Below are 22,724 nucleotides of genomic sequence, written 5' to 3'. Positions count from 1 at the left end.
AGCGCATCTCGTCAAAGAGGTTCACCCCCAGCCCCGACCGCTTGATCGTCTTGAGGAACTGCTTGGGGATGATCATGTTGGTGTCGATATTGGCCAGTGGCAAAGGCGCCGCAATCCCGCTCAGTTTGTCGAATTTTTCCATCGCCCGGGTCCTTATGCCAAATCACGAATATCGGTCAGGTGCCCCGTGACCGCCGCCGCCGCGGCCATGGCCGGGCTCATCAGGTGGGTGCGGCCCTTGTAGCCCTGCCGCCCCTCGAAATTCCGGTTCGAGGTCGAGGCACAGCGTTCCCCGGGGGCCAGTTGATCGGGGTTCATGGCAAGGCACATGGAACACCCCGCCAGCCGCCATTCGAAGCCGGCCTCGCGGAAGATATCGGCCAGCCCCTCTTCCTCGGCCTGCGCCCGCACGAGGCCCGAGCCCGGCACCACCATGGCGCGCATGCCCTCCTTGACCTTCTTGCCCTTGAGGACCCCGGCCGCGGCGCGCAAATCCTCGATCCGGCCATTGGTGCAGGAGCCGATGAACACAGTGTCGATCTCGATATCGGTCAGCTTCTGCCCCGGGGTCAGCCCCATGTAGTCGAGCGCGCGACGCACCGCATCGACCTTGCCACCCTTGAAACTCTCGGGCGCGGGCACCGCTTCCGTGATCGGCAGCACATCCTCGGGGCTGGTTCCCCATGTGACCACCGGTGCGATATCCTCGCCCCGGATGGTCACGACCTTGTCCCACTGGGCGTCGTCGTCGGAATAAAGCGTTTTCCACCATTCCATCGCCTGTTCCCATTGCCCGGCCTTGGGTGCATGTGGACGGCCCTTGATGTATTCGAACGTCCTTTCGTCCGGCGCGATCAGCCCGGCGCGCGCGCCGCCCTCGATCGCCATGTTGCAGACCGTCATGCGGCCTTCCATGGAGAGTTCGCGAATGGCCTCGCCGCAATACTCGATCACGTATCCGGTGCCCCCGGCGGTGCCGGTCGCGCCGATCACCGAAAGGGTGATGTCCTTGGCCGTCACCCCGGGATTGAGCTTACCGGTGATCTCGACCTTCATGTTCTTGGCCTTGCGCTGGATCAGCGTCTGGGTGGCCAGGACATGCTCCACCTCGCTGGTGCCGATCCCGTGCGCCAGCGCTCCGAACGCACCATGCGTCGCGGTGTGGGAATCCCCGCAGACCACCGTCATCCCCGGCAGGGTCCAGCCCTGTTCGGGCCCGACGATATGCACGATCCCCTGGCGGACATCGCTGACCGGGTAGTAGTGGATGCCGAAATCCGTGGCATTCTTGTCCAGCGCGGCAACCTGGATGCGGCTGTCCTCGGTCATCGCCTCGGGATTCTCCCGGCCCTCGGTCGTCGGCACGTTGTGGTCCGGCACCGCGATCGTCTTGTCGGGCGCACGCACCGTGCGACCGGCCATGCGCAACCCTTCGAAGGCTTGCGGGCTGGTCACTTCATGCACCAGGTGGCGGTCGATATAAATCAGGCAGGTGCCATCCTCGGCCTCGTGGGCCAGGTGGGCATCCCAGATCTTGTCATAGAGTGTCTTGGGGGACATCGGTCCTCTCCGTTCAGGGGTCTTGCACAGGAATGTCGGATTGCGGCGAGACGCTTACACGCGCCGCGCAAGCACCGACCGGGCCGCGCCGAAGAAGCGTTCCCTCAGCCGTACGCGGTCATCCATGTCGAAAATCCGTGTCATGCAGAACGAAATACAGTTTCGCCACGGGTCTCGCAAGGGCAAGCGCGCAACAGGGCTTGTCGCACCCGGTGGCGCATTGCATCATTCGGGGTGAAACGGGCGGCAGGCGGGCATGGAACCGGACGAGGCAGAAACGGCAACGACGACAGAAACGGGATCCGGCACCCAGCCGAACCCGGAAGTGGCCGATCCCGAAGAGATCCTGCGCGGCGCGCAGGACATCGCGCTGTCGCTGGCCGATCGGGCAGAGGCCCTGCTGACCAGCCTGATGCGCCCCTGGATGACCTACCAGGTCGGCATCGCCCTGGGGCTACTGCTCCTTGCCATCCTTCTCGGGCGGTTGATCGGTCCACGCTTTCGCGAGTGGTTGCGCAACCGCGACAACTGGCCGAAATGGCGGCTTCGGGTCCTGCTGCTGCTGCACCGGCGGCTGACGCTGATCCTGTTCGTGGCGCTGATCTGGCCCACTGTCTGGATCATGCGCGAAGTGACCTGGCCCTCGCGCTCCTACCTCCTGGGGATCGTCGCGCAGCTGGCGCTGGCCTGGCTCGCCATCGCCCTGGCCACACGCCTGATCACCAACCGATTCCTGCGCATCGTCGTGCGCTATGTCGGCTGGGTCTGGGTGACGCTCTCGATCCTCGGGCTCGCCGACGATGTGCAGGCGCTTCTCGACAGCGCCGCGATCGACATCGGCGAAGTGCATCTTTCCCTGTGGCTACTGTTCCAGGCCATGGTCACGCTCGCGCTTCTCTTCGTGATCGCACGTTTCCTGTCACGCTCGACCTCGGCCGGGATTCGCCGCAACCGCGACATCAGCCCCTCGATGCAGGTGCTCACGGTCAAGTTCGTGCAGGTGCTGCTCTACGGGCTCGCCGGCTATATCGGGCTCAAGGCGATCGGCCTCGACCTGACCGGCCTCGCGGTCCTGTCCGGGGCCATCGGCGTGGGCCTCGGCTTCGGCCTGCAAAAGGTGGTGTCGAACCTCGTCTCGGGGGTGATCATCCTGCTCGACAAGTCGATCAAGCCGGGCGACGTGATCTCGCTCGGCGACACCTTCGGCTGGATCGACACGCTTGGCGCGCGCTATACCTCGGTGGTCACGCGCGATGGCAAGGAATACCTCATCCCGAACGAGGACCTGATCACCGGCCAGGTGGTCAACTGGTCGCATACCAACGAATATGTCCGCCTCGACATCCATTTCGGCACTTCCTACGGCGACAACCCGCACAAGGTGCGCAAGCTCGCCGTCGAGGCGGCCCAAAGCGCCGATCGGGTCCTCAGCTTCAAGCCACCGGTCTGCCATATCGTGGGCTTCGGCGACTCGAGCATCGACTACATCCTGCGCTTCTGGATCTCCGACCCCTCCGGCGGGCTGACCAACATCCGTGGCAATGTCTATCTCGCGCTCTGGGATTCCTTTCACGAGAACGGCATCTCGATTCCCTTCCCCCAACGCGAGGTCCGCCTGCTCGCCGATCCGCCCGCCGATCCCGACAGCCCGCCGCGGGATGACGACACGCCCGCATCCACCCCTTGATACGGGCATTGAGGATGCGCATCTGAAATGCTAGTCTTGAACCACGTCCGGCACCGGGGCGTTCATGCGGTGCGCAGTCAAAGGAGGACAAGGTCCTGTCAACGCATGTTGATGCGGCTACGGCCACGCAATCGGGGAAATCGGCCCACGCTCTTCCCCAATCCCTGACAAGCGAGCAATTGCTTGCCGGTATTCTCACATCTCTCGACGAAAGCAAGGCCGAGGACATCGTGCAGATCGACCTGCGCGGCAAGACCTCGATTGGCGATTTCATGGTGATCTGCTCGGGGCGTTCCTCGCGGCAGGTGGCCTCGATCGCCGAGAAGCTTGTCGAAATGCTCAAGAACGATCTCGGACGACCCTCCAAGATCGAGGGCAAGGAGGCGGGCGACTGGGTGCTGATCGACACCGGCGATATCATCGTCCATGTCTTCCGCCCCGAGGTGCGCGAGTTCTACCAGCTTGAAAAGATGTGGCAGCCCGCTACGGCGGCAGCATCATCGCACCAACAGTCGAGCTGAATGTCAGGCCGGAACTGAATGCGGGTGCATCTTTGCGCCGTCGGACGCCTGCGTGCCGGGCCTGAAAAGGTTCTGGTCGACGATTACGCGACCCGGTTCGACCGGACCGGGCGCGCATTGGGGCTTGGACCGCTCACCATCACCGAGATCGAGGACCGCAAGCGCGCCGGCATCGAGGCCGAGGCCACGTTGCTGATGCGCGCCCTGCCCGACCGCGCCCGGCTCATCGCGCTCGACGAACGCGGCAAGACGATGGCATCGCCCGCGTTCGCCGCCACCCTGGCCGGCTTTCGCGATGACGGCACGTCCGACCTGGCCCTTGTGATCGGCGGCGCCGACGGTCTGTCGGCCACGCTTCGCGACCGCGCCGACCTGGTCCTGTCGCTGGGAAGCATGGTCTGGCCCCATATGCTGGCCCGGGTGATGCTTGCCGAACAGCTCTACCGCGCCGCCGCGATCCTCGCCGGAACCCCGTACCACCGTGCCTGAGCATCGACAGGCCGCCCGGCCCGATAAACACTCACCGCCCCCCTTCATCTTGCCCGAAATACGCGTACACCCGCCCGCCAAGGGCCCTGCTGCCCATGGCTGTGCCCCCTTGCCGCCCGAGGGCCCCGGGCTCGGGCCCTCTCGATGCCCATAAGGCGGGCATCTGCCGCAAGCGGGGTGGCAGGAGCCCGAGGGCGGCAATCCGCCGGTTGCTTCGACTGCACCGACGCCTTAAACGCTCACACAAAGCGAAAGGCAGGTCATGAGCATACCGAAACCCGTCGTCCTGTGCATTCTCGATGGTTGGGGCTTGCGCGACACGCGCGAGGCCAATGCCCCCGCCCTCGCAGAGACCCCCAATTTCGACAGGTTGATGTCATCCTGCCCGCATAACCGTCTCGTCACCCATGGGCCGGATGTCGGGCTTCCCTCCGGACAGATGGGCAATTCCGAGGTCGGGCATACCAATATCGGCGCGGGCCGGGTGGTGGCGATGGATCTTGGCCAGATCGACCTTGCGATCGAGGACGGATCGTTCTTCGAGAAAGACGCCCTGCGCGAATTCATCACCACGCTCAAACGCACCGGCGGCACCGCGCATCTTATGGGGCTGGTCTCGAATGGCGGTGTGCACGGGCATCTCGATCACATGATCGCCGCCGCCCGCGCGATCATCGATGCCGGTGTGCCGGTCGCGATCCACGCCATCACCGACGGGCGCGACGTGGCCCCGAAATCGGCGCTGGGGTTTGTCACCACCCTCCAGGAGGCGCTGCCGGACGCTGCGCGGATCGTCACGCTGACCGGGCGTTATTTCGCCATGGACCGCGACAACCGCTGGCAGCGCGTTGCCGAGGCCCATGCCGCGATGGTCAGGGGCGAGGGTCAGTTTCGCACGACATCGGCGCTGGCCGCGATCAACAACGCCTACAACCGCTCGGAAACCGACGAGTTCATCCAGGCCACCGTGATCGGCGATTACGCGGGGTTCCACGAGGGGGACGGTCTGTTTTGCCTCAATTTCCGTGCCGACCGGGCGCGCGAGATCCTCGCCGCCATTGGCGCGCCGGATTTCGACGGCTTCGACCGCGGACCGCGCCCCGCGCTTGCCGCGCGTCTGGGCATGGTCGAATATTCCGACGCGCACAATGCCTACATGACGACGGTTTTCCCGGCCCGCGAGATCGTCAACACGCTTGGCGCCTGGGTGGCCAAACAGGGCCTTCGGCAATTCCGCCTCGCCGAGACCGAGAAATACCCTCACGTCACCTTCTTCCTGAACGGGGGCAAGGAAACGCCCGAGCCGGGCGAAGACCGCTACATGGCCCCCTCGCCCAAGGTGGCCACCTATGACTTGCAGCCTGAAATGAGCGCCGACGAGGTGACCCGCGCCTTCGTGAGGGCAATCGAGGACGATTACGATCTGATCGTGACCAATTATGCCAATCCCGACATGGTCGGCCATACCGGCGATCTTGGCGCCGCGATCAGGGCCTGCGAGACTGTGGACCGCGGCCTTGGAACGGTGATGGACGCGCTCGCGAAAAAGGGCGGCGCGATGATCGTGACCGCCGATCACGGCAATTGCGAATGCATGATCGATCCCGCCACCGGCGGGCCACATACCGCGCACACCACCAACCCCGTTCCGGTGGCGCTTTTCAACGGGCCGGCGGGCGCGCAGCTGCGCTCGGGGCGGCTCAGTGACCTCGCGCCTACACTGCTTGCACTCATGGGGCTGGAAAAGCCGCCGGAAATGACCGGGAAGAGCCTTTTGCAATGACGCCGCGCGCCGCCCTTTTCGCTCTCCTGTTCGGGCTCGGCCTCTTGTCGGTCGATGAAGGCGCCGCACAGCTTGCCGATCCCGACCCTGCCGCGGCGGCGCAGGCGGCGGCCGACCGGCTTGATCGGGCGATGACCGCCCTTGATGAGGCCGAGAAGGCGCGCGACCGTGTCAAGGCGCTGACCGAAACCGTGCGCGCATTCGAGGACGGGCTTCAGGCGATGCGCGAAGGGCTGCGCCAGGCGACGATCCGCGAACAGGCGCTGAGCCGCGACCTCGCCATCCGCGAGAACGAGATCGCACAGCTTCTCGGCGTGCTGCAAACCCTGGGCCAGGCGCCCGCCCCGGCGCTGCTCTTGCACCCGGCCGGCCCCACCGGCACCGCGCGTTCGGGAATGATCATGACGGATGTGACCCCCGCCCTCAACGCCCGCGCAGAGACCTTGCGCGAAAAGCTCGAGGAAATGCGCGTGCTGCGCGAGCTTCAGGCCGACGCCGCGGCCACGCTCGAAGACGGGCTGACCGGCGTGCAGGAGGCCCGGGCCGCCCTCTCGCAGGCCGTGGCCGATCGCGACCCGTTGCCGCGTCGGTTCACCGCGGATCCGATCCGCATCGCGCTGCTCATCAGCTCGGCTGAAACGCTCGAAGGCTTCGCCTCCGGTCTGGCCGACATCGCGGTCGATGAGTCAGAGGGAAGCCTGCCGGACATCTCCCACCGCAAGGGTGAGCTTTCCCTGCCCGTGCAGGGCCGCGTGCTGCGTCGCGCGGGCGAGGCCGACGCAGCGGGCATACGCCGTCCCGGCATCGTCGTGGCGACCCGGCCACGCGCCCTGGTTTCGACCCCCGCGGCGGCGACCATTCGCTACCACGGGCAGCTTCTCGACTACGGAAATGTGATGATTCTCGAACCGCAATCCGGGCTTCTGCTTGTGGTCGCGGGGCTTGACGTGGTTTATGGTGACGTCGGGCAGGTGCTGCCCGCCGGATCGCCGATCGGCCTCATGGGGGGGACCGACCCCGAGATCGGCGCAATCCTGCAACAATCCGCCGAAGGGGCTGGAACTGACCGATCGGAAACGCTCTATATAGAGGTGCGGGAAGACAATGAGCCGGTAGATCCGGAGACGTGGTTTCGCATCAGATAGGATGGACGAGAGATGAAGAAATTCCTCATGGCCGCATCCGCCGGCATCGTGGCCGGCGCAATCGTCACGACACAGGTGGCCGCACCGCTGCTCGCGCAAGAGGCGGAAAAGACCCGCAATGTCTATGAACAACTCGACCTCTTCGGCGACATCTTCGAACGGATCCGTGGTCAATATGTCGAAGAGGTGGACGAGGCCGACCTGATCGAGGCCGCCATCAACGGCATGCTGACTTCGCTCGATCCGCATTCCAGCTATCTCTCGCCCGAGGACGCCGACGACATGCGCGTCCAGACGCGCGGCGAGTTCGGCGGCCTCGGCATCGAGGTCACGCAGGAAGACGGTTTCGTCAAGGTCGTCTCTCCCATCGACGGCACACCCGCCGACGAGGCCGGGATCGAGGCGGGCGACTTCATCACCCATGTCGATGGCGAATCCGTGCTGGGCTACACGCTCGACGAAACGGTCGAGAAGATGCGCGGCCCGGCAGGCAGCGAGATCGTCGTCACCATCGTCCGGGAAGGTAACGAAGAACCGTTTGACGTGTCGATCATCCGCGACACGATCAAGCTGACCGCCGTGCGCACCCGCATCGAGGGTGACAGCGTTGTCCTGCGCGTCACCACCTTCAACAACCAGACCTTCCCGAACCTAGCCTCGGGCATCGAAAAGGAAATCGAGGAAGCCGGCGGCATCGACAACGTGGACGGGTTCGTGCTCGACCTGCGCAACAATCCGGGCGGATTGCTGACCCAGGCGATCAAGGTCTCTGACGCCTTTCTCAATTCGGGGGAAATCGTCTCGACCCGCGGACGCAACCCCGAGGATGGAGACCGCTACAACGCCACCGAGGGCGACCTGACGCAGGGCAAGCCGATCGTCGTGCTGATCAATGGCGGGTCCGCATCGGCCTCCGAGATCGTCGCCGGCGCGCTTCAGGATCACCGCCGCGCCATCGTGGTGGGCACCAAGAGCTTCGGAAAGGGCTCGGTCCAGACCGTCATGCCGCTGCGCGGAGACGGCGCGATGCGCCTCACCACAGCGCGCTATTACACGCCCTCGGGACGTTCGATCCAGGCGCTGGGCGTCTCGCCCGACATTATCGTGGCCCAGCCGCGGCGCAACCCGGCCAGCGAAGAGGACGAGGCGGCACCGACCCCGCGCTCCCGCTCCGAGGCTGACCTGCGGGGCCGGCTCAACAACGATTCGCTCAGCGACGAGGAGATCCGCCTGATCGAAGAGGACCGCGCCCGTGCCGAGGCCGCCGCCAAGCTGCGCGAAGAGGACTACCAGCTGGCCTATGCGCTCGACATCATCCAGGGCCTCACCAAGTTTGCTCCGGCCGACTGATCCGTGGGGGGACAGGCCATGACCCCCCAGGACATCGCCGCCCTGCCCTATCGGCGCAACGTGGGCGTGATGCTCGTCAACCGGGCCGGACAGGTCTTCGTCGGGCAGCGCACGGACAGCGACGTGCCCGCTTGGCAGATGCCGCAGGGCGGCATCGACGCGGGCGAAGACCCGCGCGAGGCTGCCTTGCGCGAGCTCGAAGAGGAAACCGGCGTCCCGCGCGACCTGGTCACGGTCGAGGCGGAAACCGAGGGCTGGATCGCCTATGACCTGCCCCACGACATCGTGCCGCGCATCTGGAACGGGCGCTACAAGGGGCAGGAACAGAAATGGTTCCTCCTGCGCTTTCACGGAACCGACGACCAGGTGCGGATCGACGCCGACGACCATCAGGAATTCTCCCAATGGCGCTGGCTTCCCCCCGACGAAGTGCTCGCGCAGATCGTGCCCTTCAAGCGCCCGGTCTATGAACAGGTGATCGCGGAATTTCGTGACCACCTGCAACCGCGGTGATCCCTGGCCGGTGGCGCGTGGCACATCCCGTTCGGCCCGGTCAGGCGGCGATCTCCTGCATCATCGCCAGAAAGCGTGCCACTTCCGGCAGCGAATTGTAATGGCACATCGACACCCGCACACAGCCCGCCATGCCCAGCGGGTCGAGCACGTTGCCCGAGTAGTGATCGGCCTTGCGCAGATGGGTGCGCACCCCTTCGGCATTGAGCCGCGCTACCACCTTGGCCGGATCGACCCCCTGCACCGCCAATGACACCAGCCCCTCGCGCGCCGGGTTGTCCACGCCCCCGATCAGCGTGACGCCCGGCATCTGCGCCAGCCCGGGCAGGTTGCCGGTGCCATGGATCATCGCATCGGTCAGACGCTTTTCATGCTCATGGATCGCCGCCCCTGCCGCACGGATGCGCGCCCGCCTCTCACCCGCGTCCGAGACCTCACCACCCAGCCAGTCGAGATAGGCCACCACGTCCGAAAACGTCGCATAAGCGCCGGTATCGCGCGTGCCCAGTTCCCAGTTCTTCGCAGGCCCGTTCAACAGGCTGTCATGCGGCACCGCCTCGAGCCGGGGCGAGAGCCACGCCAACCCGTAACCATGGCGCGAGAACATCTTGTAGGGCGAGATCACGTAACCATCGACATCAAGCTCCGAAAGGTCGATCCGCCCATGCGCTGCGTGCTGGATGCCATCGACGATGATGAAACACTCCGGGCTGACCGCGCGGATCGCCCCGGCGATCGCGGCCACGTCCACCCCCATCCCTGTCACCGGCGAGGTGTGAAGGATCGTGGCCACCGCCGTATCGGGGGTGATCTCGGGCGCGTAATGCTCCACCCCCACCGTTCCCGTGGCATCGTCATGCGCGACCAGCACATGCTCCATCCCCGCCGCCCCGGCCCAGCGCGCCGCGGCACTGCGGCTGGCCGGATGTTCGAGCGTCGAACCGAGAACGCGGCCCTCGCCCGCGGCCAGGCAGGCCGCCGAGATCAGCCGGAACAGCAGCTCGGTCCCGCTTTCCCCCACAAAGAACTGGCCCTCGTCGATATTCATAAGGTCGCGCATGTCCGCGCGCGCCCGTGCGATCACATCGACAAGCGCATGGCTGGCCGGGTTGTCGCGGCCCTGGTTGTCGGGAATGGCGGAATAGAATCCGGATGTCTCGACCACCGACTTGAGCGTCAGCGCCCCGCCCGCGTTCTCGAAAAACACCCGCTCGCCCTGGAAAGGGCAGGTCTCGACATGCGCGAAACGCGCGCGAATCCGGATAAGGAGGTCGTCTGAAATGAGGGGCATGGCATGATCTCCGTCAGGGTCGGACAAATCGGGTATGTCGGGGGCCGGCAGGGGGCTTTGCCCCCTCTGCGGCTGCGCCGCATTCACCCCCAGAGTATTTCCGGCAAGATGAAGCGGACAACCGTTTCCTGCCTCGCCCTGCCGGAACGATCCGTATGCTAGAGCCCGGGATAGATCGGAAAACGCGCACAAAGCGCGGCCACCTCGGCCTTGACCTTGTCCTCGACCGCACCGTTGCCGTCCTCGCCATTGGCGGCCAGCCCGTCCACCACCTCGATGATCCAGTCCGCGATCTGGCGGAACTCGGCCTCACCGAAGCCGCGGGTGGTGCCGGCGGGGGAACCCAGGCGGATGCCGCTGGTCACGGTCGGCTTTTCCGGGTCGAACGGCACGCCGTTCTTGTTGCAGGTGATATGCGCCCGGCCCAGCGCCTTCTCGGTGGCGTTGCCCTTCACGCCCTTGGGTCGCAGATCGACCAGCACCACATGGGTGTCGGTGCCGTGGGTCACCGTGTCGAGCCCGCCCTTGATGAGCTGGTCCGAAAGCGCCTGCGCGTTGGCGATGACCTGCCGGGCATAGGACTTGAACTCGGGGCGCAGCGCCTCGCCGAAGGCCACCGCCTTGGCCGCGATCACATGCATCAGCGGCCCGCCCTGGATGCCGGGGAAGATGGCGGAGTTGAATTTCTTCGCCAGCGCCTCGTCATCGGTCAGGATCATGCCGCCACGCGGACCGCGCAGGGTCTTGTGCGTGGTGGTGGTGGCGACATGCGCATGGGGAAAGGGCGAGGGATGCTCACCGGCCGCCACCAGCCCGGCGAAATGCGCCATGTCCACGTGCAGCCAGGCACCCACCATGTCGGCGATCTCGCGCATCCGGGCAAAGTCGATCTGCCGCGGGATGGCCGAGCCGCCCGCGATGACCAGTTTCGGCTGATGCTCTTTCGCAAGCGCCTCGACCTGGTCGTAATCGAGCATGTTGTCCTGTTTGCGCACGCCGTATTGCACCGCGTTGAACCATTTGCCCGACTGGTTGGGCGCCGCGCCATGGGTGAGGTGGCCGCCCGCGTCCAGCGACATCCCCAGGATCGTATCGCCCGGTTTCAGAAGTGCGGTGAACACGCCCTGGTTGGCCTGGCTTCCGGAATTGGGCTGCACGTTGGCGAATCCGCAGCCGAACAGCTCTTTCGCCCGCGCGATGGCAAGGGTTTCGGCGATATCGACGAACTGGCAGCCGCCGTAATAGCGCCGGCCCGGATAGCCCTCGGCATACTTGTTGGTCATCACCGAGCCCTGCGCCTCCATCACGGCGCGGCTCACGATGTTTTCCGACGCGATCAGCTCGATCTCGTCGCGCTGGCGGCCCAGCTCCTTGTCGATCGCATCGAAGATCTCGGGATCGCGGCTGGCCAGGTCTTCGGTGAAAAAGCCGGGGTTCGGCATGGGCTGGGTCTCCGTCACTTGTCTGTTGGCGCGTGGGTGTTGGGCGTTTTCCTAATCCATTGCGGCCGGGTCGGAAAGGGGACAAAACGACCATTCCGCTTGCCAGCGCGGCACCGATCGTGCAGGTGGAAACCGCGACAGCCCGATCCGACCGAACGGCACAGATGGAAACCATGGCCGCACGCGAAACCAAGATCGCCTTTACCGCCTCCGACGCCCCGGTGGCCCAGACCGCCCACGCGGCCCTGGTCAGCCGCTATGGCAACGCGCCCGAAGACGGGGCCGACGTGATCGTGGCACTGGGTGGCGACGGGTTCATGCTGCACACGCTGCACCGAACCCAGGGCAACCCGGCCCCGGTCTATGGCATGAATCGCGGCACCATCGGTTTCCTGATGAACGAGTATTCCGAGGCCAACCTGCCCGAACGCCTCATGGCGGCCGAGGAAACGGTGATCAACCCGCTTTCGATGCGTGCCACCCGTGGCGACGGCACGGTGCACGAGGCGCTGGCCATCAACGAGGTCTCGCTTTTGCGCATGGGCCCGCAAGCGGCCAAGCTGCGCATCACCATCGATGGCAAGGTGCGGATGGAGGAACTGGTCTGCGACGGCGCGCTGGTCGCCACGCCCGCCGGCTCGACCGCCTACAACTATTCGGCGCACGGGCCGATCCTGCCGATCGGGTCCGAGGTGCTGGCGCTGACCGCCATCGCGCCCTTTCGCCCCCGGCGCTGGCGCGGTGCGCTCTTGCCCAAGACGGGGCATGTGCGCATCGACGTGCTGCAACCCGACAAGCGCCCGGTCATGGCGGACGCGGATTCGCGCTCGGTGCTCTATGTCGAAACGGTCGAGATCCAGTCGGACCCCTCGGTCTGTCATCGCCTGCTTTTCGATCCGGGGCACGGTCTGGAGGAGCGCCTGATCCGCGAACAATTCATCTGACCCGGCCGCCATCGCGGCCTTCGCGCAGCATTCGCCCCGCTCACCCGAGGATTCCGCGCGCCACGTCCTCGCGGATCTCGCCCCGCGCGATCATCTCGCCCGCGACCCGGTCGATCTCGTCGCCGGCGGCCCCCGCCGCGATCGCCACGTTGCGCGCATGCAACCCCATATGGCCGCGCTGAATGCCTTCCGTCGCCAGCGCCCTGAGCGCCGAGAAGTTCTGCACCAGCCCCACCGCCGCCATCACCCGCGCCAGCCGGTCGGCCGTTTTCACCCCCATGATCCGCAGGCTCGCCTGCGCCGTGGGATGCGCGCGCGTCGCCCCGCCGACGATCCCCACCGGCATCGGCATCTCGATCTCGCCCGAAAGATCGCCGCCCTCGATCCAGTAGCGCGTGAGCGGCCCGTAGCCATCTTTTGCCGCGAAGGCATGAGCACCGGCCTCCAGCGCGCGCGTGTCATTGCCCGTGGCCAGCGCCACCGCCGCGACCCCGTTCATGATCCCCTTGTTGTGCGTTGCCGCGCGATAGGGGTCATGCGCGGCGAAATCCCATGCGTTCACGATCCCCTCGACCGTCTCGGCCCCTATTTCCGCGGCAGGCCATCTTGCCCGCGCCCGCACCAGCCGCCGGTCGGCCAGATTCGAGAGTATGCGCAATCCCACCTTGCCCCCGGTCCAGCCCTCGATCATCGGCGCCAGCCGCTCGGCCATGGTGTTGACCGCGTTGGCCCCCATCGCGTCGCGCACATCGACAATGAGATGCACCACGAGGTACGGCCCGGCGATCCGCGCCTCGACATCACGAAACCCGCCGCCCAGCCTGACCAGCATCGGGTCGCACCCGTCGCATTCCGCCGCGATCGACTGTTTGTGGCCCAGAACCGCCGCGCGCGCCGCCTCGGGATCGGTAAGCCCCGTCACCTGCACCTGCGCGATCATGCAGGGATCGTCGGCCTCGGTCACGACACCGCCCGCCTCGCGACAGGCCCGCGCCCCGTTGCAAACCGCCGCCACGACCGAGCTTTCCTCGCTCGCCATCGGCACCAGCACGTCGGCGCCGTCCACGATCAGGTTGGTCGCCACCCCCAGCGGCACCGCCATCACCGAGATCACGTTCTCGCTCAGGTGATCGGCGAGATCACCGTCATGCGCCGCCGCCGCCTCCAGATGCGCTACCTGCGCCGCATCGAGGCCGGACATCTCGGCCACCCTGGCCAGCCGCTCCGCGCGGGTGAGATTGTGAAAACCGGAAATACGTGATGTGCTCATGGGCGCCTCCTCTGCCCTGGCAAGAGGAGCCCATGCCCCCGCCGGGGTCAAGCGTCAACAGGGTGTGCCGCAGCCTGTTGCGACCGACGCCAAGCAGGACAGGTCAGGTCCGCGCAGCGCCCGGCGCAGGTTGGCACATGGCCCCGGCCAAGTGCCGCACGGGCGGCTTCGCCGCTGTTCCGGGCGGGGCACATTCGATCAAACACGGCCGCGCGCTATTTCGCGTAGCCGACCCCCTGCAACGCCTCCTTGATCTCGTCAAGGATGGCGGGATCGTCGATCGTCGCGGGGATCTTCCATTCCCCGCCATCGGCAATCGACACCATCGTCGCCCGCAGGATCTTGCCCGAGCGCGTCTTGGGCAGCCGGTCCACCACCACCGCCGTCTTGAACGCCGCCACCGGGCCGATCTGATCGCGCACCAGTTTCACGACCTCGGCGACGATCTCCTCATGCGGCCGGTTCACGCCTTTCGACAGGCACAGGAACCCCACCGGCGCCTGCCCCTTGAGCTCATCGGCCACCCCGATCACCGCGCATTCGGCCACGTCCGGGTGGCTGGCCAGAACCTCCTCCATCCCCCCGGTCGAAAGGCGATGCCCCGCCACGTTGATCACGTCGTCGGTGCGCGCCATGATATAGAGGTATCCGTCCTCGTCGATCATCCCCGCGTCGCCGGTCTCGTAATAGCCCGGGAAATGCGAAAGATAGCTCTTGCGGAACCGGTCCTCGGCATTCCACAGGTTCGGCAAGGTTCCGGGCGGCAGCGGCAGCTTGATCGCGATCGCGCCCAGCTTGCCCGCCGGCAACGGGTGGCCGTCCTCGCCCAGGATCTGCACGTCATAGCCCGGCATCGCCACCGTGGGCGATCCCAGCTTGACCGGAAGCGGCTCGATCCCCACCGGGTTGCCGGCGATGGTCCAGCCGGTTTCGGTCTGCCACCAATGGTCATAGACCGGCTTGCCGGTCATCTCCTGCGTCCAGACGATGGTGTCCGGGTCGGCGCGCTCACCGGCCAGGTAGATCGCGTTCAATCCGCTCAGGTCGTATTTCTTGAGGAACTCGCCCTTGGGGTCCTCGCGTTTGACCGCCCGGAACGCGGTCGGCGCGGTGAAGAAACTCCTGACCTTGTGCTCTTCGATCACCCGCCAGAACGTGCCCGCATCGGGTGTGCCCACCGGCTTGCCCTCGAACACGATGGTGGTGTTCCCGTGAATGAGCGGCGCATAGACGATATAGCTGTGCCCCACGACCCAGCCCACATCCGACGCCGCCCAGAACACGTCACCCGGATCGACGTTGTAGATGTTCTTCATCGTCCAGTTCAGCGCCACGAGCTGCCCGCCCGTGTGCCGGATCACGCCCTTGGGCTGGCCGGTCGTTCCGCTGGTGTAAAGGATGTAGGAGGGGTGATTGCCCTCCACCGGCACGCAATCCACCGGCTCGGCCCCGGCCACTTCCTCGGCCCAGTCGAAATCCCGGCCCGGGATCAACTCCGCACGCTCTTCTTCGCGCTGAAAGATCAGGCAGAACTCGGGCTTGTGCCGTGACAACTCGATCGCGCCGTCAAGAAGCGGCTTGTATTTCACGACCCTGCCCGGCTCCAACCCGCACGACCCGGCGATGATCGCCCTGGGCTGCGCATCGTCGATCCTCACCGCCAGTTCGTTGGCCGCGAACCCGCCGAATACCACCGAATGGATCGCCCCGATCCGACCACAGGCCAGCATCGCCTCGACCGCCTGCGGCACCATCGGCATGTAGATCACCACCCGGTCGCCCTTTTCGATGCCCTTGGCGCGCAGGACCCCCGCCAGCCGCGCCACCCGGTCCTGCAACGCGGCAAACGTGATCTCTTCCTTTCGGCCGGTAATCGGGCTGTCATGAATGATCGCTGCCTGATCGCCGCGCCCGCCCGCGACATGGCGATCCACCGCGTTCCAGCAGGTGTTGCACAGCCCGTCGGAAAACCATTCGTAAAGGTCGTTGCCCTTCTCGAACAGCGCCTTGGTGGGCTTGCGGTCCCAGTCGATGGCCTGCGCGGCCTCCATCCAGAACCCTTCGGGGTCGGCTTTCCAGGCGGCGTAAACGTCTCTGTATCCCATGGAAGACTCCTCCTCGCTCTTGTCGAAGTGTTACGCCCTGCCCGCCCGTCCGGGCAAGCCCGTTGGCCGACGCAGCGTCACATTGGCGCAAATATGCGTTTCGGGAAATACCTGAAGCTTCATGTATCGCAAATGTCCCGAGAGCGCGAATCGCGGCAGGGTATTTGCGATTCAGTTTTTCCCGAAACGCTATAAACTTGCAGATCGCGCGCCGATTCCTGCAAACTTTTGCAAATGCCCCGCTTTTCCGGCGTCTTTGCAGAAAGTTTCCGCCGATCTGCAAATCTGAAAACCCTGCCGCCACGGGCAGCGCGCGCCCTTGGCGGGGGATTCGCACGCATGTTTTCGACATGCGGCATGTCGAAAACGCAGCAGAAGCACGGCCCCGCCCGTGTTATGAATGGGTTCAGGGCGCGGCGCGGTGCCGCCCCCGTATTTCACAAGGTCCTGTTGCCATGGGCGACCAGAAGCAGAAGCCGGCCAAACCCGGCACCAAACCCACCAAGAAATGATGCCTGCCTGAAACCGGCACCGCCGGGGAGAAGTCCTGCCCCGGCGGCACCTCAACCGTAATGCGCCACCGGCGTGCCCGCGATCGCCGCCATGTTCAGCAATCCCCGCGGCGTGATCCCCGGCGAGACCACGTGCGCGCGATTGCCCATCCCCATCAGGATCGGCCCGACCTCAAGGCCCTCGGCCTTCATCTTGAGAATGTTGCGCACGCCAGAGGCCGCGTCGGCATGGCCGAAAATGAGCACATTGGCCACCCCCTTGAGCCGCCCGCCCGGCAACAGCCGTTCGCGCAATTCGGGGTCGAGCGCCGTGTCCACGTTCATCTCGCCCTCATAGGCGAAATTGCGCGGCTCGCTGTCGAGGATCTCGATCGCCGCACGCAGGCGCTGCCCCGATCCTTCGGCCTGGTTGCCGAATTGCGATTGCGAACACAGCGCCAGCTTCGGCTCAAGCCCGAACCGCCGCACATGTCGCGCCGCGCCGATGGCCACCTCGGCGATCTGTTCTGGCGTGGGCAGGGTCCAGACATGGGTGTCGGCGATGAAAAGCGGCCCCTCTTCGAGGATCATCATGGAAAGCGCCCCGTGCGGGCGCAGCCCGTCCTGCGCCAGAACCTGGCTGACGTAATTGAGATGCCAGCGATATTCCCCGAACGTCCCGCAGATCAGGCTGTCGGCCTCGCCGCGATGCACCATCACCGCGCCGATGGCGGTGCTGTTGGTGCGCAGCACCGCCTTGGCGATATCGGGCGTCACGCCCCGCCGCGCCATGATCTGGTGATAGCTCTGCCAGTAATCGCGATAGCGCGGGTCGTTCTCGGGGTTCACGATATCCACATCCTGCCCGGGCCGGATGGTCAGCCCCGCGCGCTTGCAGCGTCGCTCGATCACGTCGGGCCGCCCGATCAGGATCGGCGTCTCGGTGGTGTCCTCCAGGATCGCCTGCGCCGCGCGCAACACGCGCTCGTCCTCGCCCTCGGCAAACACGATCCGGCGCGCGGCGGTGCGCGCGGCATCGAACACCGGCCGCATCAAGAGCGCCGACTTGAACACGCTTTGATTGAGCTGGGCGCGATACTCCTCGAGGTTCTCGATCGGGCGTGTCGCCACGCCGCTTTCCATCGCCGCCCTGGCCACCGCGCTCGAAACCACTGCCACGAGGCGCGGGTCGAACGGCTTGGGGATCAGGTAATCGGGCCCGAATGTCATCTGTTCGCCCTGATAAGCCGCCGCGGCCTCGGCGCTCGTCGTGGCCCGCGCCAACGCCGCGATCCCTTCGATACAGGCGATCTGCATCGCGTCGTTGATCTCGGTCGCGCCCACGTCGAGGGCCCCGCGAAAGATGAACGGGAAACACAGCACGTTGTTGACCTGGTTGGGAAAATCGCTGCGCCCGGTGGCAATGATCGCATCCGGCGCGACCGATTTCACCGCGTCGGGCAGGATCTCCGGCGTCGGGTTGGCCAGCGCGAAGATGATCGGCCGCGGCGCCATCTTCGCGACCTGCTCGGGGGTCAGAACGCCCGGCCCGCTCAACCCTAGGAACAGATCCGCCCCCCCGATCACCTCCTCCAGCGTGCGCAGATCGCTGGCCTGCGCATAAGCCGCCTTTTGCGGGTTCATGTCCACCTCGCGCCCTTCGTGGACCAGCCCGTGAATATCGCACAGCCACACGTTCTCGCGCTTCACGCCCAGCTTCAGAAGCATGTTGAGGCAGGCAATCCCCGCCGCCCCGCCGCCGGTGCTGACGACCTTGATCTCGTCGAACCGCTTGTCCGCCACGTAAAGCGCATTCGTGGCCGCCGCGCCGACCACGATCGCGGTGCCATGCTGATCGTCGTGAAAGACGGGGATGTTTATCCGCTCGCGGCACAGTTTCTCCACGATGAAACAATCCGGCGCCTTGATGTCCTCGAGGTTGATCGCGCCGAATGTCGGCTCCAGCGCACAGACGATATCGGCCAGCTTCTCGGGATCGGATTCATTCACCTCTATGTCGAAACAGTCGATCCCGGCGAATTTCTTGAACAGGACCGCCTTGCCCTCCATCACCGGCTTGCTGGCCAGCGCCCCGATATCGCCCAGCCCAAGAACGGCGGTGCCGTTCGACACCACGCCCACCAGGTTGGCGCGCGCGGTGTAGCGCGCGGCGTTGGCCGGGTCTGCCTTGATCTCGAGGCTCGCCTCGGCGACGCCGGGCGAATAGGCACGGGCCAGGTCGCGGCCATTGGCCAAGGGCTTGGTCGCACGGACCTCCAGCTTCCCCGGTTTGGGATGCTCATGATAGAACAGTGCCGCCTCGCGCAGCGTCTGCTTGGTGCTGTCGGTCATCTCTCTGCCCTCATGCGATTTAGTTCAACGTTAAACTGTTATGTAAACCCGCGCATCCGCGAATTGCAAAAGGCTGTTTCCTTGAAAGCCGAAAACCGCGAGCCGCCGGAAAACAGGCCGTGACTGTCGCTTTTGCGACATACCCGGTCGTATTTGGCTTGCGAATGTCTGAAATGCCCATAGGTTGGTCACACGATCGGTCCAGCACATATCAGCGTATACGCCGCCCGCATCCCTGTCATGCGGCGCGTTCGTCCTGTGCGAAGGATCGGAATGAAAACTGAAAAGGCTTGAAACCTGCCATGTGTGGCTTTGTCTGTCTGTACAATATCGGGGACCCGGCGCTTGCCGCCTCGATGATCGAGAAAATTTCCCACCGCGGCCCTGATGCGGTCGAGGTGGTCAAGGGGCAGGGGGCGCCGGTGATCATGGCCCATTGCCGGCTGTCGATCATCGGTCCCGAGGACGGGCAACAACCGATATACCAGGACCGCGACCTGCTCGTCGCCAATGGCGAGATCTACAACCACGCCGACCTGCGCGCGATCCTGGGCGAATCCGCCTTCGAAACCGCGAGCGACAGCGAGGCGATCCTGCATCTTTTCCGTGCGGGTCAACTGCGCTGGGTGTCGCGGCTGGACGGGATGTTCGCTTTCGTCCTGGCGACGAAGAACCGCATCATCGCGGCGCGCGACCCGTTGGGGATCAAGCCGCTCTATCTGGCCCGGATCGGCGAAGGCATGGCGTTCGCCTCCGAGCTCAAGGCGTTCGACGGGCTGGCATACGATTCCGTCGAGGCGATCGAACCCGGCTGCATGTTCGACAGCATCGACGGGATGCGCCGCTGGTATCGCACGCCCCACGGCGCGGCCGAGCCCGAGGAAGGGCTCGATATCGAGGCCACGGCGCGGGAATTGCGGCTCGTGCTGGAAGACGCGGTTTCGAAATGGATGGTGGCCGATGTGGAGGTGGGCAGTTTCCTCTCCGGCGGCCTCGACAGTTCGATCATCGCCGCGATTGCCGCGCGCCAGCGCAAGACCCCGCTCAAGACCTTCTCGGTCGGCACCGAGGGCAGCCCCGACCTCATCGCCGCGCGCGAGGTGGCCGCGCATATCGGGTCGGACCATCATGAACATGCCTTTACCGCCCGGGATCTGGCCGATGTCCTGCCGCATGTGATCTATCACCTCGAAAGCGCGGATGTCGATCTCGTGCGCTCTGCCGTGCCGACGCATTTCGCCGCCAAACTCGCGGTCAGGCACGTCAAGGCCGTGCTGACCGGCGAAGGCGCCGACGAGCTTTTCGCGGGCTACACCTATCACCACGATTATGTCGATCACCCCCGCGAGCTGGCCGAGGAACTGACCCGAAGTCTCAACGCGATGCACAACATCAACCTGCAGCGGGTGGACCGGGTGACCATGGCCGAGAGCCTCGAGGCGCGCACGCCCTTCCTCGATCGCGACCTGATCGATTTCGCGCAGTCCATTCCGGCCACGCTGAAACTGCGCCGCACCGACCCGGACGCGGTCGAAAGCACCGGCCCCACCACCGAGAAGTGGATCCTGCGCAAGGCTTGTGCCGACCTGCTGCCAGACGATCTCGTCTGGCGCAAGAAGGCCCAATTCGACGAAGGCTCCGGCACGGTCGATGCGCTGAAAGAGGCGTTGATGATCGTGTCGGGCGCAGATCAACCGCTCGACCGCGCGCAAGAGGGCGCGCTTTATGAAAAGCTCCTGCGCGCGGCCTATGTCGATCCCGACCTGATCCTGTCGAATGCCGGAACATGGGACAGCAAGGATCGGGTCTCCGCCGTCTGACCCGCGGGGGCAACGTGCCCCTTGCATCCGGCCCGCGGGACGCGGAACATGGTCTCCAAGGCAAGAGGAGAGGCGGCCATGTCATTGTCTGAAACGGCCCGGGCCGTGCGCGAGCACGCCCATGCGCCCTATTCCGGCTTCAAGGTCGGCGCGGCGATACAAGCCGCGGATGGCAGCATCCATGCCGGCTGCAACGTCGAGAACGTATCCTATCCCGAGGGCACCTGCGCCGAGGCCGGGGCCATCGCCGCCATGGTCGCCGCGGGGCAGACCCGGATCACCGCCGCCTATGTCATCGCCGACAGCCCCGCGCCGATCACGCCCTGTGGAGGCTGTCGCCAGAAACTGGCCGAGTTCGCCGCCGGCCCGGATATGCCCGTGACCATGGCCAATCTCGACGGGGTCGAGCGCACCATGACCATGGCCGAGCTTCTGCCCGACGCCTTCGATCGAGGACACACGATCCGCTGACGGGTCGCGGAGAGGGACCGCTGATGGACGCAAGACGTATCATTGCCGAATTGCGCGACGGCGACACCCCGTCGGCGGAGGAATTGCGCTGGTTCGCGCAGGGGCTGGCCGATCACGCCGTCTCGGATGCGCAGGCCGGGGCCTTTGCCATGGCGGTCCTGCTGGGCGGCCTCTCCGAGGAGGGGCGCGTCGCGCTCACGCTGGCCATGCGCGACAGCGGCGACGTGCTGCGCTGGGATCTGGATCGCCCGGTGCTCGACAAGCATTCGACCGGCGGGATCGGCGATTGCGTGAGCCTCGTGCTCGCGCCCGCGCTCGCCGCCTGCGGCGCGGCGGTGCCGATGATCTCGGGGCGCGGGCTGGGCCATACCGGCGGCACGCTCGACAAGATCGAGGCGATTCCCGGCCTGCGCACCGATCTCGACGAATCCGCGCTGCGCCGCGCGGTGGACATGGCCGGGGCCGCCATCGTCTCGGCCTCGGCCGGCATCGCCCCCGCCGACAAGCGGCTTTACGCCATCCGCGACGTGACCGCGACGGTCGAAAGCCTCGATCTCATCACCGCCTCGATCCTGTCCAAGAAACTCGCCGCCGGGCTGGACGGGCTGGTGCTCGACGTGAAAACCGGCTCGGGCGCCTTCATGAAGACCCCCGATGAGGCCCGCGCACTGGCCCGCGCCCTCGTCGACACCGCCAATGCCGCCGGGTGCCCCACCTCCGCGATCCTCTCGGACATGAGCCAGCCGCTGGTGCCCTCGCTGGGCAACGCGCTCGAAGTGGCCGAGGTGATGCGCGCCCTCACCGGCACTGCGCGCCCCGGCCCGCTGCGACAGCTTTGCGCGGTGCTGGGCGGCGTGGTGCTTGCCGATGCCGGGCTGGCAAGGGATGTCGAGGCCGGAGCCGAAGCCATTGACGGGGCCATCCGCACCGGCTGCGCCGCCGACCGCTTCGGCGCCATGATCGCCGCGCAGGGCGGGCCGCTGCGCTTTGTCGAGGACTGGCCGCGCTTTCTGCCCGAGGCCAACGTGATCCGCGAGATCGCAGCCCCCCGCGCGGGCCATGTCGCGGCCTGGGACGGCGAAGCGCTGGGCCTGGTCGTCGTCGGTCTGGGCGGCGGACGGCAGGTCGAAACCGACGTGATCGATCCCGCCGTGGGCCTTTCCGACCTCGTGCCACTGGGCGCATGGGTCGATCCCGGCCAGCCCATCGCCCGCATCCACGCTGCGCGCGAGGCCGATGCCGACCGCGCCGGGGCGGCGCTCCTGGCCGCGCTCACCATCGCGGACGAGGCCCCCACCCTGCCGTCCCTCATCCACGAGAGGATCGGCGGATGACGCGCGCCTTCCTCGTCGTGATGGATTCCTGCGGTATCGGCGGCGCACCGGACGCGCATCGTTTCTTCAACGGCCCCACCCCCGATCGCGGTGCCAACACGCTGGGCCATATCGCGCTGGCCTGTGCCGCGGGCCGCGCCGACAGGGGCCGCGCCG

General features: G+C 66.0%; 17 protein-coding genes and 2 pseudogenes. 12 read left to right on the top strand and 7 right to left on the bottom strand.

The window, feature by feature from the left end:
• Both ACESL9_RS09975 and leuC read right to left on the bottom strand, forming a co-directional pair.
• Window positions 1-142, bottom strand: a pseudogene (locus ACESL9_RS09975) (3-isopropylmalate dehydratase small subunit); the annotation flags it as partial.
• Between the two features lie 11 nt (window positions 143-153).
• A complete protein-coding gene (leuC, locus tag ACESL9_RS09970; protein ID WP_372612264.1) occupies window positions 154-1,560 on the bottom strand; it encodes a 3-isopropylmalate dehydratase large subunit in 1,407 nt (468 codons plus the stop codon).
• Window positions 1,561-1,816: 256 nt separating this feature from the next.
• On the opposite strand from leuC, the gene ACESL9_RS09965 reads away from it, so the two are divergent.
• The 7 genes from ACESL9_RS09965 to ACESL9_RS09935 all read left to right on the top strand — a co-directional run bounded on the left by ACESL9_RS09965 (window position 1,817) and on the right by ACESL9_RS09935 (window position 9,048).
• On the top strand, window positions 1,817-3,247 hold the full coding sequence (locus ACESL9_RS09965; protein WP_372612266.1) for a mechanosensitive ion channel family protein: 1,431 nt from the start codon (window positions 1,817-1,819) through the stop codon (window positions 3,245-3,247).
• A gap of 95 nt (window positions 3,248-3,342) precedes the next feature.
• On the top strand, window positions 3,343-3,768 hold the full coding sequence (gene rsfS, locus ACESL9_RS09960; RefSeq protein WP_372612360.1) for a ribosome silencing factor: 426 nt from the start codon (window positions 3,343-3,345) through the stop codon (window positions 3,766-3,768).
• An 18-nt stretch (window positions 3,769-3,786) separates the two neighbouring features.
• Entirely contained in the window at window positions 3,787-4,257 is a 471-nt protein-coding gene (gene rlmH / locus ACESL9_RS09955) for a 23S rRNA (pseudouridine(1915)-N(3))-methyltransferase RlmH (protein ID WP_372612268.1), read from the top strand.
• 262 nt (window positions 4,258-4,519) lie between these two features.
• Complete coding sequence (gpmI, locus tag ACESL9_RS09950) at window positions 4,520-6,040, top strand: 2,3-bisphosphoglycerate-independent phosphoglycerate mutase (RefSeq protein WP_372674779.1); 1,521 nt, start codon at window positions 4,520-4,522, stop codon at window positions 6,038-6,040.
• The gene (locus tag ACESL9_RS09945; protein WP_372612272.1) at window positions 6,037-7,185 is read left to right on the top strand and encodes a murein hydrolase activator EnvC family protein; all 1,149 of its coding nucleotides are present in this window, start codon (window positions 6,037-6,039) and stop codon (window positions 7,183-7,185) included. The genes gpmI and ACESL9_RS09945 overlap by 4 nt, the downstream gene beginning before the upstream one ends.
• Before the next feature lie 12 nt (window positions 7,186-7,197).
• A complete protein-coding gene (locus tag ACESL9_RS09940) occupies window positions 7,198-8,535 on the top strand; it encodes a S41 family peptidase (RefSeq protein ID WP_372612274.1) in 1,338 nt (445 codons plus the stop codon).
• 18 nt (window positions 8,536-8,553) lie between these two features.
• On the top strand, window positions 8,554-9,048 hold the full coding sequence (locus tag ACESL9_RS09935) for an RNA pyrophosphohydrolase (protein ID WP_372612276.1): 495 nt from the start codon (window positions 8,554-8,556) through the stop codon (window positions 9,046-9,048).
• A gap of 40 nt (window positions 9,049-9,088) precedes the next feature.
• On the opposite strand, the gene ACESL9_RS09930 is transcribed toward ACESL9_RS09935, so the two are convergent.
• A complete protein-coding gene (locus ACESL9_RS09930) occupies window positions 9,089-10,339 on the bottom strand; it encodes an aminotransferase class V-fold PLP-dependent enzyme (RefSeq protein ID WP_372612278.1) in 1,251 nt (416 codons plus the stop codon).
• Window positions 10,340-10,497: 158 nt separating this feature from the next.
• Window positions 10,498-11,781, bottom strand: a complete 1,284-nt coding sequence (glyA, locus tag ACESL9_RS09925; RefSeq protein ID WP_372674778.1) for a serine hydroxymethyltransferase — start codon at window positions 11,779-11,781, stop codon at window positions 10,498-10,500.
• Window positions 11,782-11,954: 173 nt separating this feature from the next.
• Here glyA and ACESL9_RS09920 point away from each other — a divergent pair, with 173 nt between their 5' ends.
• The gene (locus tag ACESL9_RS09920) at window positions 11,955-12,725 is read left to right on the top strand and encodes an NAD kinase (RefSeq protein WP_372612362.1); all 771 of its coding nucleotides are present in this window, start codon (window positions 11,955-11,957) and stop codon (window positions 12,723-12,725) included.
• A gap of 40 nt (window positions 12,726-12,765) precedes the next feature.
• Here ACESL9_RS09920 and ACESL9_RS09915 read toward each other — a convergent pair whose 3' ends face one another.
• The 3 genes from ACESL9_RS09915 to ACESL9_RS09905 all read right to left on the bottom strand — a co-directional run bounded on the left by ACESL9_RS09915 (window position 12,766) and on the right by ACESL9_RS09905 (window position 18,943).
• A complete protein-coding gene (locus ACESL9_RS09915; protein ID WP_372612282.1) occupies window positions 12,766-13,995 on the bottom strand; it encodes a hydroxymethylglutaryl-CoA reductase, degradative in 1,230 nt (409 codons plus the stop codon).
• Between the two features lie 215 nt (window positions 13,996-14,210).
• Window positions 14,211-16,100 carry a propionyl-CoA synthetase gene (locus ACESL9_RS09910; protein WP_372612284.1) on the bottom strand — a complete coding sequence of 630 codons (1,890 nt, stop codon included), beginning with the start codon at window positions 16,098-16,100 and terminating at the stop codon, window positions 14,211-14,213.
• A 563-nt stretch (window positions 16,101-16,663) separates the two neighbouring features.
• Window positions 16,664-18,943: an NADP-dependent malic enzyme gene (locus ACESL9_RS09905; protein ID WP_372674777.1), complete on the bottom strand. Its 2,280-nt coding sequence runs from the start codon at window positions 18,941-18,943 to the stop codon at window positions 16,664-16,666.
• A gap of 290 nt (window positions 18,944-19,233) precedes the next feature.
• Between ACESL9_RS09905 and asnB the strand changes: the two genes are divergently transcribed.
• The 4 genes and pseudogenes from asnB to ACESL9_RS09885 all read left to right on the top strand — a co-directional run.
• Window positions 19,234-20,763 (top strand): asparagine synthase (glutamine-hydrolyzing), encoded by a 1,530-nt coding sequence (gene asnB / locus ACESL9_RS09900; protein WP_372612290.1) that lies wholly within the window; start codon window positions 19,234-19,236, stop codon window positions 20,761-20,763.
• A 78-nt stretch (window positions 20,764-20,841) separates the two neighbouring features.
• Window positions 20,842-21,234: a cytidine deaminase gene (locus tag ACESL9_RS09895; RefSeq protein WP_372612292.1), complete on the top strand. Its 393-nt coding sequence runs from the start codon at window positions 20,842-20,844 to the stop codon at window positions 21,232-21,234.
• Window positions 21,235-21,257: 23 nt separating this feature from the next.
• Complete coding sequence (locus ACESL9_RS09890; protein ID WP_372612294.1) at window positions 21,258-22,568, top strand: thymidine phosphorylase; 1,311 nt, start codon at window positions 21,258-21,260, stop codon at window positions 22,566-22,568.
• Window positions 22,565-22,724, top strand: a pseudogene (locus ACESL9_RS09885) (phosphopentomutase); the annotation flags it as partial. The gene ACESL9_RS09890 and the pseudogene ACESL9_RS09885, both read left to right, overlap by 4 nt.

The sequence above is a fragment of the Aquicoccus sp. genome (assembly GCF_041686535.1).
Lineage (GTDB): Bacteria > Pseudomonadota > Alphaproteobacteria > Rhodobacterales > Rhodobacteraceae > Aquicoccus.
The sequence above is the reverse complement of the archived record's forward strand: the minus strand, read 5'-3'. Positions and strand labels throughout refer to the sequence as shown.